This is a genomic window from Streptomyces sp. NPDC023527 (assembly GCF_055560115.1).
On the sequence record NZ_JBVHJJ010000015.1, the window covers coordinates 1 to 12,250 of the forward strand.

The following is a 12,250-nucleotide window of genomic DNA, read 5'->3' on the forward strand; positions in this document are numbered from 1 at the left end:
TGCATGGGGGACCGTGTGGGAGAGTAGGACGCCGCCGAACAATTTTTAGCCTCAGGCCCCGAGCTTATGCTCGGGGCCTGAGGCATTTCTGCGTTTAGGGTGCAGTCATGCGCTATGAACTTGTCATCTTCGACAACGACGGGATCCTCGTCGACAGCGAGCCGATCGCGAATACGATCCTCGCCGCCTACCTCACCGAGCTGGGTCACCCCACCAGCTACGAGAACTCCCTCCGCGATTACATGGGCGCCGCCGTCCACCATGTGCACGACCTCGTGCTGGAACGGACCGGCCAGGTCCTGCCGACCGACTTCGACGAGATCCTGCACGCCCGAACCTTCGCCGCGTTCGAGCGCGAACTCCAGCCGATAAAGGGTGCGACCGACGTGCTGGAGCTGCTCGTGAGCGCCGGCGTTCCTTACTGCGTGGCATCCTCCGGGAGCCACGAGCGGATCCGGTTCGGGCACCGGCGCACCGGACTGGACGAATGGTTCGAGGAAGAGTGGATTTTCAGCTCCGACGATGTCGGGCGGGGCAAGCCGGCCCCGGACCTCTTCCTCCACGCCGCCCGGACCATGGGCGTCGACCCCAGCCGGTGCGTCGTCATCGAGGACAGCCCCCGCGGCATCCAGGCCGCCGTCGCCGCCGGCATGGACGTATACGGCTACACGGCGATGACACCGGGCGACCGACTGCCCGGCGCGACCGGCCTCTTCGGGGACATGGCGGAGCTCCCGCGCCTACTGGTGTGAGGTAATACCCCGCCGTACCCTCACCGGCCATGGCAAAGACATGGGTAGGAACACCAGCGGGAACACCGGCAGAACCCCGCTTACGACGCGGTCGCCAGTCCCTCACCGTCAGCTTTTTCGTGCAAGGCGCCGTATTCGCACTCCTCGTGACCCGAATACCCGCGATCCAGGACCGGTACGGGATATCCGACGGGCTGCTGCCCGTCTTCCTCGCCGCGGTGCCGATTCTCGCCGGCGCCGGAAGCCTCGGCACCGAGCGCCTGGTGGCCCGGGTGCGGCCCGGGCTCGTACTCCGCTGGGCCCAGCCCCTCGTCTGCCTCGCCCTGCTCGCGGTCGGTTCGGGCGGCTCGCTGTGGCAGGCGGCCGCTTCCCTCGCCCTGTTCGGAGTGGCGGTCGGTGCGCTCGACGCGTCGATGAACATGCTCGGAGTGAGCCTGCAGCGCGCCTACGGGCGCAGCATCATCCTCGGCTTCCACGCCGCGTACAGCCTCGGTGGGATCATCGGTGCCTCACTCGCCTGGGCGGGCGCGCACTGGCGGATGGAACTGCCCCTCCTCTACGGGCCGTGGGTGGCCCTCGCCGCCCCGGCGGCGCTCGTCGCGAGCCGATGGTACGTCGACCACCCCCGGGCGAACACCGCTGTGCTCCCCGTCCCGAAGAGCCCCACCCCCGCCCTCCTTCTCCTCCCTCTCTGCCTGGTCATGACCTTCGCCTACATCGGCGACTCCACCGTCGCCAACTGGAGCGCCAAGTACCTCCAGGACGTCCTGCACAGCTCCGACCAGCTCTCCACCGTCCCGTACAACGCCTACATGGTCATGACGCTCCTCGGCCGGACCGTCGGTGACCTCGGCGTGCGGCGCCTCGGACCCGTCGCGATCGTGCGGGCCGGGACCGTGGTCGCGGTGTGCGGGTTCGCGGTGGTGGCCGTGGCGCCGGGGGCGTGGGCGGGGGTGGCCGGGTTCACGCTGCTGGGGCTCGGGCTGAGCGTGATCGTGCCGCAGACCTTCGCGGCCGCCGGGAGACGGGCCTTCGAGCAGTACGGAGCAGAAGCCTCCGATATCGCCGTCGCGCGGCTCAACACCTTCAACTATGTCGGGTTTCTTGTGGGTTCACCCCTTGTGGGCGCGCTCGGTGAGGCGTGGAGCTACCGCTGGGCCATGGTCGTTCCCATGATCCTGGTGCTCGTGACGTTGCGGTACGCCCCCTCATTCGGGCCCGGGGCCGCCAGCTACGGTGACGGTCATGAGCGGCCGCGCACAGTTGATGTGGGATGAGGCAGTAACGGGCTACGACTTCGGTCCGGGGCACCCGATGGACCCGGTGCGGCTCGCGCTGACCATGAGGCTGGTCGAGGCGTACGGGCTGGACCGCGCGGTACGGGTCACCGCGGCCAGACCGGCGGGGGAGTCGACGCTGCGGCTCGTGCACCGGGAGGACTACATCGCGGCCGTGCGGGCGGCGTCGGCGGATCCGGGTTCGGCGGACGGTTCGTACGGGCTGGGCACGGCGGACGTGCCCGCGTTCGCGGGGATCCACGAGGCGTCGGCGCTGATCGCGGGGCAGTCGGTGGCCGCGGCGGAGGCGGTGTGGCGCGGGGACGTGTCGCACGCGGTGAACTTCGCCGGCGGGCTGCACCACGCGATGCCGGGCGGAGCGTCCGGCTTCTGCGTCTACAACGACGCCGCCCTGGCGGTCGCCCGCCTGCTGGAGCTGGGCGCCGAACGGGTGGTCTACGTGGATGTGGACGTGCACCACGGCGACGGGGTGCAGGCGGCGTTCTGGGAGGACCCGCGCGTCCTCACGATCTCCCTGCACGAACACCCCCGCACCCTCTTCCCGCAGACCGGATGGCCGCAGGAGACCGGTGCCGAGGGCGCCGAGGGCTGTGCGGCGAACGTGGCGCTGCCGGCGGGCACCGGGGACGCGGGGTGGCTGCGGGCGTTCCACGCCGTGGTGCCCGAGCTGGTGGGAGCGTTCCGGCCACAGGTGCTGGTGACGCAGCACGGGGCGGACACGCACTTCGAGGATCCGCTGGCCCATCTGGCGGTGTCGCTCGACGCCCAGCGGGCGGTGGCGGAGGCGTGCCACGCGCTGGCGCACGAGCACACGGACGGGCGGTGGGTGGCGCTGGGCGGCGGTGGCTACGCGGTGGTGGACGTGGTGCCGCGGTCCTGGACGCACCTGGTGGCGATCGCCGCGGACCGGCCGGTGGCGCCGGAGACGGCGGTGCCGGAGGAGTGGCGCGCGGAAGTCTTCCGGCGGACCCGGCAGCTGGGACCGCTGCGGATGACCGACGGCCGGAAGCCGGTGTGGCAGGACTTCGCGGAGGCCGGATACGACCCGGCGGACCGCCTGGACCAGGCGATCCTGGCGACGCGGCGCGCGGTGTTCCCGGCGCACGGACTGCTGCCCTGAGGTGTGCCTCCCGGGTGGGCTGTCGTCGGGCAGGCTCGGAGCCACCTCCTTGACGGCCGGCGAGCCGACTTGTCGGCCGGTCCGTTAGTCCAAGCGTGGTAACTCTCGGGTGAATTTCCGCGCGGCGCCGGACGTTCCGTCAACATCGGTCGTGTGTTGAGCCCTGGCACCCTGCGTGCGCATCTCCTTGCCGCCCGACTGGCCGGCACCGTGGCCACCACCCGGGAACGGAGCCTGAACCGGTACCGCATGTTCGCGGCCCGTGATCCCCGGGCACTGATCGGTTTGGAACCGGAACGGGATTGGTTTCTGGGGGACTTGTTACAGCTGATGGGCCGAAGGTGTGGGGTTTCGGCCGATCCGGACCATGCCTCTGGGCAGGATGTGATCGATCCCGATCGTACGATCGCGGCACTCGATGCCTTCGCCGAACGGCTCGCGTCGGTGGCCGCGGCAGGCGCGCCGGTGCTGATCGGCACCGGCCACCCCCATCGACTCCTGGGTTTCTACGCCGGGTTGGCCGCGGGTCTGTCGGCGGCGGGATGCACTGTCCTCACCCCCGCGCAGGGTCGAAGTGTCGACATAACGACCCGGTTCGGCGTACGTACTTACAACCTTGACTACGTTCAGGGAGTCGCGATGGTGCGCGAACCCGGCGCGCGGGCACCGCGGAGTGAGCCGGGCGTACATACGCATTCGCCGCTCCCGCTTCGCCTGGCGCTGGCCGCCGCGATGGACGGTGACGGGCCGCTGCCGGCCCTGGTCATCGGGGACCACGGATGGGTCTGCGGGGCAGGTCAGCTGGGCATTGAGGCCGTCGGCCTGGCGGACTCGGACGACCCCGCTCCGTTCGTCGGAGAGGCCGAGGGGCGGGTCTCCGTGGCCGTTCCGCTTGATGACGCTGTGCGGTCTGATTACTACCGACCGCTTACTCGCTATGTACTCAATCGAGCGTGTCTGTCACAGTAGGCGGCCGATGGCTGCTCCTCTTCCCCACTCGCATCACCCGCCCCTAACCTGGGGAGTGAGCGCGCAGCGACGAGGAGTCACCGGAGGGGAAGCCGGTGCGCGTCATGTGCGGAAGGTTCAGGTGTGTCATGGCTGCTGGCGAAAGGCCTCTCAATGAGGTCGTGTTCCTGACCGTGGCGGAAGTCGCCTCGGTGATGCGAGTTTCCAAGATGACCGTGTACCGCTTGGTGCACAGTGGTCATCTGCCGGCGATCCGGGTGGGCAGGTCCTTCCGGGTCCCAGAGCAAGCGGTGCACGAATACCTCCGAGAGTCCTACGTGGGGGTGGAAACAGCCTGACGGGGGCCCTGGATTACGCTGTTCGCCCGGTGCCGGGTAGGCTGGCCCGATGTAGGTCGTGTGGGCTCGGACGCCCCGCACCGAGTGAATCGATGTAAGCGAGGGTAGTCGTGGGCTCTGTTATCAAGAAGCGGCGTAAGCGGATGGCCAAGAAGAAGCACCGCAAGCTGCTCAAGCGCACGCGCGTTCAGCGTCGCAACAAGAAGTAAGCAGCGCCGCTGTGTTCGTCCCGCAGCCCTTCCACCGGTCACGGTGGGAGGGCTGCGGTGCGTTGCGGTGAGTAAAGCCTTCGCTACGGCTTGAAATGTAGCTCCGTGCAGCCACCGGTCATCACAGCGCAACAACGACCCGCTACGGTGGCCGCGGCAGCACCCACTCGTGGCGCGACTCCGTCGGCCCGGGTGATCCGTGGAACGCCGGGCAAAGCGGGAAGGAAGGCGCTGATCTTGGGCAAGGTCGTGCTCGTCACCGGAGTCGCACGGCAGCTGGGGGGCCGTCTCGTCCGTCGCCTCCAGCGCGAGCCCGACGTCGACCGGGTCATCGGGGTGGACGCGGTGCCACCCGAGCACCATCTCGGCGGGGCCGATTTCCTACGGGCGGACATCCGCCATCCCACGATCGGCAGGGTTCTGGCCGAACAGGGTGTGGACACGGTCGTCCACATGGACGTGAACGGCACCCCGCTGAACAAGCGCGGCAACCGGGCCTCAGTCAAGGAGACCAACGTCATCGGCACCATGCAGCTGCTCGGTGCCTGCCAGAAGACCCCGTCCGTGAAGCGGCTCGTGGTGAAGTCCAGTACGAATGTGTACGGATCCGCCCCCCGCGACCCCGCGATCTTCACCGAGACGACCCCGCCCAAGTCGCTGCCCAGCGGTGGCTTCGCCAAGGACGCCGTCGAGGTCGAGGGCTACGTACGCGGCTTCGCCCGCCGCCGCCCCGACGTGGCCGTGTGCGTGCTGCGCTTCGCCAACATCCTCGGGCCCTGCGCGGACTCCCCCCTCGCGCAGTACTTCGCGCTGCCCGTGCTGCCCACCGTCCTCGGCTTCGACCCCAGGCTCCAGTTCGTCCACGAGGACGACGTGATCGAGGTGCTGCGGATGGCCGCCGGCGAGCCGCGGCGGGCCACGCTCAACAGCGGCACGTTCAATATCGCGGGCGACGGCGTGCTGCTGCTCTCCCAGGCCGCCAGGCGCCTCGGACGGCCCACCCTGCCGTTCTTCCTGCCGACCGTCACCTGGGTCGGCTCCTCGCTGCGTTCGGTCGGCGTGACGGACTTCTCGCCCGAGCAGATCCGGCTGCTCACCCACGGCCGCGTCGTCCGGACCACCCAGATGCGCGAAACCCTGGGCTTCACCCCCCGCTACACCACCGCGGGGGCCTTCGAGGACTACGCCCGCAGCCGGGGCCCGGGGCTGCTGCCGCCCGACACGCTCGCCCGTACCGTCGACCGGATCGCCGCGGCACTGCCTGCCAGCCGTGGCCAGAACTGAGGAGCGCACCCACCATGGCGGACGCGAAGGTCATACCGTTCGGCGAGGAGCCGCGGGCCAAGCGCAAGAGCGCACGCGTGGGGCGGCCCGGCCGTACGAACCGGACGGCGGCCTCCCTCGCGCCCGTGCCGCAGCAGCGTGCCGAGGAGGCCGCGGCGCCGGCCGCGCCCGAGTCGGCGGCGGGCGCGCGGGAGGCGGGGACGCGGGACGGGGACGGCGGCTGGGACCGCAAGCTCGCTCACGGCCTGAGCTTTCTGCGGCGGCGGATCACCGGCGACTACGAGGTCGACGACTTCGGCTACGACCAGGAGCTCACCGATCAGGTCGTGATGTCCGCCCTGCGGCCCATCGCGGAGAAGTACTTCCGCGTCGAGGTGAAGGGTGTGGAGAACATCCCGGAGAAGGGCGCCGCGCTGATCGTCGCCAACCACTCCGGCACCCTGCCGGTCGACGGGCTGATGCTCCAGGTCGCGGTCCACGACCACCATCCGGCCGGGCGGCACATCCGGATGCTGGCCGCGGACCTCGTCTTCGTACTGCCGGTCATCAACGAGATCTCCCGCAAGCTCGGGCACACCCTCGCGTGCGCGGAGGACGCGCAGGAGCTGCTGGAGCGCGGGGAGATCGTCGGGGTGATGCCGGAGGGGTTCAAGGGGATCGGGAAGCCGTTCTCCGAGCGGTACAAGCTCCAGCGGTTCGGGCGCGGCGGCTTCGTCTCGACGGCACTGCGTGCCGGGGCGCCGATCGTGCCCTGCTCGATCGTGGGCGCCGAGGAGATCTATCCGATGGTCGGCAACTCCAAGACGCTGGCGCGGCTGCTCGGCATCCCCTACTTCCCCGTGACGCCCACGTTCCCCTGGCTGGGGCCGCTGGGGCTGGTGCCGCTGCCGACGAAGTGGACCATCCAGTTCGGGGAGCCGATCCCGACGGACGGCTACCCGCCGGAGGCGGCGGACGACCCGATGCTGATGTTCAACCTGACCGACCAGGTACGAGAAACGATTCAGCACACGCTCTACAAGCAACTCGTGCAACGGCGGTCGGTGTTCTTCTGAGACCCCGTGAGACGTGAGTCCCCGTCCGAGATGAAGAACACCGACCGCCAGGGCTGTCGCCCTTTTTCCCTTCCCTCTATTTCTCCACTTCGCCGTGGATCCCCAGACCCGGGAGGATGTCCGGGAGCAGCGGCGGGATCGTGATGTCCGGCTGCTTGGTCTTGCCGCCGTCCTTGCCGCCGTGGCCCTGCCCGGCCGGGCCGGACGTGCCGGGGCTCGGCGGGGGCTGGAAGAGCCCCGTGTCCCCGAGGAGACCCTTGTGGGGGCCGCGGTCGCCGGGGGCCGACGGGCGCTGCGGGCCGTGGCCGTCGGGGTGCTTGCCGTCCGGCACCGAGGTGGACGCCGACGGCGTCGACCGGCCCGAGCGCTCCCGGGCCTCCTGGGTGGAGGCGTCGGGGCTGGGCCTGGGGCCGTGCTTGTCCGCGCTCGGCGGCAGCAGCGACCGCAGCGGGCCGACCTCGTGGTCTATGGCCGCGAGGACCGAGGTGACGCCGTCGCCCACGTCGGCGAGCTGGACCGGCAGCTTCTCGCGCAGCTGGCTCCAGCCCTCGCGGTGGGACGCGGTGAAGGAGGACAGCCGCTCGATGGGCTCCAGCGAGTGATCGCGCTTATAGGCGGCGTGCAGCAGCCGGTGGCCCTCGGAGACGTCGTGCTGCATACCGGAGAGCGTCTTGCGGATCTCGCCCACGGACTCGTGGTCCAGAGGGCCGGAACGGCCGCGCTCCATCAGGCGCCGAGCCTCCTGCAGCCGGGTCGCGGCCCGGTCGAGGAAGAGCCCGCCGCGGTCGGAGTCGTCGTCGGCCATGCCGAGCTTGAGATCCTCCATGCCGCGCTTGAGCCCGTAGAGCGTGTCGCCCGGCAGGGCGTTGGAGCTGGCCGCGGCGACGCCGCCGAACGCGCCTGCCGCCACCCCGACCGTCAGCCCGCCGGCCGCCAGCCCCTTGGACCAGCGGGAGCGCGGCTTGAGCCGGTGCAGCGCCCGGTGGGCGCCCCGGCGGACCGGCCGGCCCGAGCGGGGCTCGGGAACGGTGGCGGAGCCCCCGGCGAACTGGGCTTCCATGGCGGCGATCAACTGCGCCCGCTGCACGGTTTTGACCTCGGGGTCGAGCTCGGGCCTGGGCAGCCCGCCGATCTCGCTCGCCAGGGCCAGCAGCTTCTCCCGCTCGGTGTTGTCCACCGGTGGGCATGGCTGTGTGGCCGCCGCGCCCTGGAGTTCCTGGTCCTCCAGGGCCTGGGCGAAGGCGTTCGCCCGCCGGTGCGCCGAAACGTTCGCGATCACAGGCGGCACCTCCTCTCGTCATGACGGTCGACTCCCCTGAAGACCTGGAGGGTTGCACGCCTTGAGCGCATCCACTCGTTCGAGTGAGTGGTTGCGGGCATGGCGCGACCGCAGGGAGTCTGCATCCCCCACAACGACCGGCTTGGCGGCCGGGTTACGCGTCCCGAGCGATGTCACCGCTCGTGAGTGAACGACTGCTCGCGGTCATCGCGCGTCGTCCGGCAGGAGGCGGGCCAGCGTACGGACCGCGCGGTACTGGAGAGTCTTGATGGCGCCCTCGTTCTTGCCCATGACGCGGGCCGTTTCGGCGACCGAGAGGCCCTGGAGGAACCGCAGGGTGACGCACTCCTGCTGCTGGGGATTGAGCTTGCGCACCGCCTCCAGAAGGGCGGCGTTGGACAGGGATTCGAGGACGGAGTCCTCGGGGCTGCGCTCGACCTCATTGGCGTCGAGCATTTCGCCGGTGGTCACCTCGAGCCGGAATCTTGACGACTTGAAATGGTCGGCGACCAGATTGCGGGCGATGGTGACCAGCCAGGCTCCGAAGTCGCGGCCCTGCCAGGTGAAGGTGCCGATCCGGCGCAGGGCGCGCAGGAACGTCTCACTGGTGAGGTCCTCGGCGGTGGCCCGGCCTCCCACGCGGTAGTAGATGTAGCGGTAGACCGTGTCGGCGTACTGGTCGTAGAGGCGGCCGAAGGCCTCGGCCTCGCCGGCCTGGGCGCGCTCGACCAGGTCCAGCATGCGCGCGCTGTCGCTGTCGGCGCTCGGGCGGCGGGTCGTAGTGGACGTACCGGCGCCGGCGCCGCGGCGGGCGCGTCTGCCGACCGCCGCGGTGCCCTCGGCGAGGGCGTAGCAGGGGCCGGCGGGGACGGGTGTGGCGAAGGCAGGGACGGCGTACGCGGTGGGGACGAAGCCGCGCAGACGGTCGAGGACCGTTGCGCGCAGCGTAGCCAGGCCCGAGGCGTCAACCCCGACGTGTGGGTACACGGGACTCCCAGAGGCAGAGCTTCCATCACGTGCAGTACGGAACCGTTCACTCGTCGTAGGGACAAGGGGGTACCGGTTTGCGTCTGAGGAGAATAACGCTTCGTACAGGCGGCGCTACACCGAGTTGCTCAAATCATCGTTTCCGTTCGATCTCTTACCGCTTGGGGATCGATCAAATATCGAACTGTGAAAGGAAGTTGACCAGATTTGGTAATGGTGTGGCCGAATGGGCAGCGTGTTGTGGCAATCCAGGCGGCCGATGTCTGGCGGGGGCCGTGTGAGGGTATGAAGACAGGATTGCCTGAGGGTGACGAGCGGTTACGCTCCGTTGCCGCCGCCCCGCCCGTGCGTCGCTCTCGGGTGGCGTGATGTGAGCGCTCCCCGTTGACGCCGTTCGGACCGCATCGCGCGGGCGTACGGATGCCCGGCAGGGGTCCTGCGGCAGGGCCCCGGCACGGGCGCCAGGGGCCCGGGTGTCAGCGCCGGCGGCGGTGCAGGGCGATCGCGGCCGCCGTGCCGCCCGCCAGCGCGCCGACCCCGGCCGCCGCCGGGATGCCGACCCTGGCCGCCTTGCGCCCCGTGCGGTAGTCGCGCAGCCGCCAGCCGTGCTCGCGGGCGTGCTTGCGGAGCCGCCCGTCGGGATTGACGGCGTAGGGGTAGCCGACGATCGACAGCATCGGGATGTCGTTGGCGGAGTCGCTGTAGGCCGCGCAGCGCGAGAGGTCCAGGCCCTCGGCCGCGGCCAGCGCCCGTACCGCCTCGGCCTTCGCGGGGCCGTGCAGCGGCTCGCCGACCAGCTTGCCCGTGTAGACGCCGCCGATGGACTCGGCGACCGTGCCCAGCGCGCCGGTCAGACCCAGCCGGCGGGCGATGATCGTGGCGGTCTCCACGGGGGCGGCGGTGACCAGCCAGACCTTCTGGCCCGCGTCCAGGTGGGCCTGGGCGAGCGCCCGGGTGCCCGGCCAGATGCGCTCGGCCATGTACTCGTCGTAGATCTCCTCGCCGATGGTCATCAGCTCGGAGACCCGGTGGCCCTGGACGATCGACAGGGCGCTGTCGCGCGCGTCCTGCATGTGCTCGGGGTCCTCGACACCGGCCAGCCGGAACCACATCTGCTGCCAGGCGAAGCGGGCCAGCTCGCGCTTCTGGAAGAAGCGGCGCTTGTACAGGCCGCGGCCGAAGTGGAAGAGCGAGGCGCCCTGCATGACGGTGTTGTCGAGGTCGAAGAAGGCCGCGGCGCGCACATCGCCGACGACGGGGAACTCCGGCTCGGCCGGCTCCGCCGCGGGTGCCGCGGTCGCCTCGGTGAGGGTCTCCGCCCGCGCGTTCTCCAGCGCGGACTTGCGGGCTGCCTCCGCCGCAGCCTCGCCGGCCAGCACGCTGCGTGCCGTGGCTGAGCGCCTGCGCGGAGTGATCCATCCCAGTGCGGCCATGCCGCGAGCATAGCCAGTTTGTTCGGGGTAACCGGAGTCGGGACGATTCAGTGGCGTGAACATCGCGCAACGGCCCGGTTACTCCCCGCGCGTCACGCGCCCAGCGCGCGGCGCAGCCGTGCCGGGTCGACCCGCCAGAAGTCGTGCTGGGCGCCGTCGACGAGGATCACCGGGATCTGTTCCCAGTACTTGCGGTGCAGCTCCTCGTCCTGGGTGATGTCCTTCTTCTCCCAGCGGGCGCCCAGCTCGCCGCAGATCTCGGCGATGACGGCTTCGGCGTCGTCGCACAGGTGGCAGCCGGGCTTGCCGATCAGCGTGACCGTGCTGTCGGCGGGGTTCTTACGGGCGCGACGGCCCAGCAGCGGGGTCATGTCCGCCATTGTGCCGGGCGGGCGGCCGTGGCTCGACCTTGATCGTCCTGAATAGATGCCTGAGTCGACTACCATCATGTGGCGATTTGTTGGTGTCCGGGGGTATGGCGATAGGGAGTGAGGGCGCATGTCGGCGTCGGCGCACCCCGGGTGCCGGTATGACCCGTACGGCGGTCGCGGTGGTGCGGCCGATGGTTCCCGGATCGGGGCGAAACACCGCGTGACGCCCGTCACTTTGCCCGGACAAAGCGGACACCATCTTTGTGCACGCGTTCACAAAGGCATAGCCTGCGTTCGACGGGGCGGTCCTGGGACGAGGCGCCGCCCGCAGCCCCGCTCTACCCGCAGGAGCACCGTGGCAACTGGCCGAACTCACCGACCGGCGACCCGAAGCCGAGGGATTCCCGAGGCCACCGTCGCCCGGCTACCGCTGTATCTGCGCGCACTGACGGCGCTCTCCGAGCGCTCGGTGCCCACGGTCTCCTCCGAGGAGCTCGCGACCGCGGCGGGCGTCAACTCCGCCAAGCTCCGCAAGGACTTCAGCTACCTCGGCTCGTACGGCACCCGCGGTGTCGGCTACGACGTCGAGTACCTCGTCTACCAGATCTCCCGTGAGCTCGGCCTGACCCAGGACTGGCCGGTCGTCATCGTCGGCATCGGTAACCTCGGCGCCGCGCTCGCCAACTACGGCGGCTTCGCCTCCCGCGGCTTCCGCGTCGCGGCCCTGATCGACGCCGACCCCGCGATGGCCGGCAAGCCGGTCGCCGGGCTGCCCGTGCGGCACACCGACGAGCTCGAAACGATCATCAGCGACAACGGCGTGTCCATCGGCGTCATCGCCACCCCCGCCGGCGCCGCCCAGCAGGTCTGCGACCGCCTCGTCGCGGCCGGGATCACCTCGATCCTCAACTTCGCGCCCACCGTCCTCTCCGTACCGGAGGGCGTGGACGTCCGTAAGGTCGACCTCTCCATCGAGCTGCAGATCCTCGCCTTCCACGAGCAGCGCAAGGCCGGCGAGGACACCGCCGCCACGCCCGCCGCGGCGGCGGCGACGCCGCGCGCTGCCCGCGCCGCCGGTGGCAGGAAGGGTCCGGACGGGGATGTCCCCGCCGTGATGCCGGCATGAGCGAGCGCAGCGAGCGAATCATCGAAAGG

At 70.3% G+C, this 12,250-nt stretch carries 13 protein-coding genes; 9 read left to right on the top strand and 4 right to left on the bottom strand.

Annotated features, from left to right (window positions below; translation table 11 throughout):
* Positions 1–107 precede the first annotated feature (107 nt).
* The 8 genes from ACZ303_RS26620 (at position 108) to ACZ303_RS26655 (ending at position 7,025) form a co-directional block, all read left to right on the top strand.
* Entirely contained in the window at positions 108–752 is a 645-nt protein-coding gene (locus tag ACZ303_RS26620) for an HAD family hydrolase (RefSeq protein WP_467343008.1), read from the top strand.
* 29 nt (positions 753–781) lie between these two features.
* Positions 782–2,029 carry an MFS transporter gene (locus ACZ303_RS26625; RefSeq protein ID WP_467343009.1) on the top strand — a complete coding sequence of 416 codons (1,248 nt, stop codon included), beginning with the start codon at positions 782–784 and terminating at the stop codon, positions 2,027–2,029.
* Positions 1,998–3,170 (top strand): acetoin utilization protein AcuC, encoded by a 1,173-nt coding sequence (locus ACZ303_RS26630; protein ID WP_467343010.1) that lies wholly within the window; start codon positions 1,998–2,000, stop codon positions 3,168–3,170. The genes ACZ303_RS26625 and ACZ303_RS26630 overlap by 32 nt, the downstream gene beginning before the upstream one ends.
* Positions 3,171–3,323: 153 nt before the next feature.
* Positions 3,324–4,139 (top strand): phosphatase, encoded by an 816-nt coding sequence (locus ACZ303_RS26635; protein WP_467343011.1) that lies wholly within the window; start codon positions 3,324–3,326, stop codon positions 4,137–4,139.
* Between the two features lie 128 nt (positions 4,140–4,267).
* Entirely contained in the window at positions 4,268–4,477 is a 210-nt protein-coding gene (locus tag ACZ303_RS26640; RefSeq protein ID WP_031145511.1) for a helix-turn-helix domain-containing protein, read from the top strand.
* Positions 4,478–4,587: 110 nt separating this feature from the next.
* Entirely contained in the window at positions 4,588–4,686 is a 99-nt protein-coding gene (locus ACZ303_RS26645) for a 30S ribosomal protein bS22 (RefSeq protein ID WP_003948845.1), read from the top strand.
* A 237-nt stretch (positions 4,687–4,923) separates the two neighbouring features.
* A complete protein-coding gene (locus ACZ303_RS26650) occupies positions 4,924–5,970 on the top strand; it encodes an NAD-dependent epimerase/dehydratase family protein (protein WP_467343012.1) in 1,047 nt (348 codons plus the stop codon).
* 14 nt (positions 5,971–5,984) lie between these two features.
* Entirely contained in the window at positions 5,985–7,025 is a 1,041-nt protein-coding gene (locus tag ACZ303_RS26655; protein WP_467343013.1) for a lysophospholipid acyltransferase family protein, read from the top strand.
* A gap of 76 nt (positions 7,026–7,101) precedes the next feature.
* On the opposite strand, the gene ACZ303_RS26660 is transcribed toward ACZ303_RS26655, so the two are convergent.
* From ACZ303_RS26660 to ACZ303_RS26675, 4 genes are all read right to left on the bottom strand, one after another.
* Positions 7,102–8,304, bottom strand: coding sequence for a DUF5667 domain-containing protein (locus ACZ303_RS26660; RefSeq protein ID WP_467343014.1), 1,203 nt, complete (start codon positions 8,302–8,304; stop codon positions 7,102–7,104).
* A 204-nt stretch (positions 8,305–8,508) separates the two neighbouring features.
* Positions 8,509–9,291 (bottom strand): ECF subfamily RNA polymerase sigma factor, BldN family, encoded by a 783-nt coding sequence (locus ACZ303_RS26665; protein ID WP_215081689.1) that lies wholly within the window; start codon positions 9,289–9,291, stop codon positions 8,509–8,511.
* A 476-nt stretch (positions 9,292–9,767) separates the two neighbouring features.
* Positions 9,768–10,724: an HAD family hydrolase gene (locus ACZ303_RS26670; RefSeq protein WP_467343015.1), complete on the bottom strand. Its 957-nt coding sequence runs from the start codon at positions 10,722–10,724 to the stop codon at positions 9,768–9,770.
* Positions 10,725–10,816: 92 nt separating this feature from the next.
* Positions 10,817–11,104 (bottom strand): glutaredoxin family protein, encoded by a 288-nt coding sequence (locus ACZ303_RS26675; protein WP_467343016.1) that lies wholly within the window; start codon positions 11,102–11,104, stop codon positions 10,817–10,819.
* A gap of 346 nt (positions 11,105–11,450) precedes the next feature.
* Between ACZ303_RS26675 and ACZ303_RS26680 the strand changes: the two genes are divergently transcribed.
* Positions 11,451–12,221: a redox-sensing transcriptional repressor Rex gene (locus tag ACZ303_RS26680; protein WP_467343017.1), complete on the top strand. Its 771-nt coding sequence runs from the start codon at positions 11,451–11,453 to the stop codon at positions 12,219–12,221.
* Positions 12,222–12,250: the final 29 nt, after the last annotated feature.

Bases quoted from the DNA above. Each gene is read 5' to 3' on its own strand.
- ACZ303_RS26620 (WP_467343008.1), top strand. From the start codon at position 108: ATGCGCTATGAACTTGTCATCTTCGACAACGACGGGATCCTCGTCGAC.
- ACZ303_RS26670 (WP_467343015.1), bottom strand. From the start codon at position 10,724: ATGGCCGCACTGGGATGGATCACTCCGCGCAGGCGCTCAGCCACGGCA.
- ACZ303_RS26630 (WP_467343010.1), top strand. From the start codon at position 1,998: ATGAGCGGCCGCGCACAGTTGATGTGGGATGAGGCAGTAACGGGCTAC.
- ACZ303_RS26625 (WP_467343009.1), top strand. From the start codon at position 782: ATGGCAAAGACATGGGTAGGAACACCAGCGGGAACACCGGCAGAACCC.
- ACZ303_RS26655 (WP_467343013.1), top strand. From the start codon at position 5,985: ATGGCGGACGCGAAGGTCATACCGTTCGGCGAGGAGCCGCGGGCCAAG.
- ACZ303_RS26675 (WP_467343016.1), bottom strand. From the start codon at position 11,104: ATGGCGGACATGACCCCGCTGCTGGGCCGTCGCGCCCGTAAGAACCCC.
- ACZ303_RS26640 (WP_031145511.1), top strand. From the start codon at position 4,268: ATGGCTGCTGGCGAAAGGCCTCTCAATGAGGTCGTGTTCCTGACCGTG.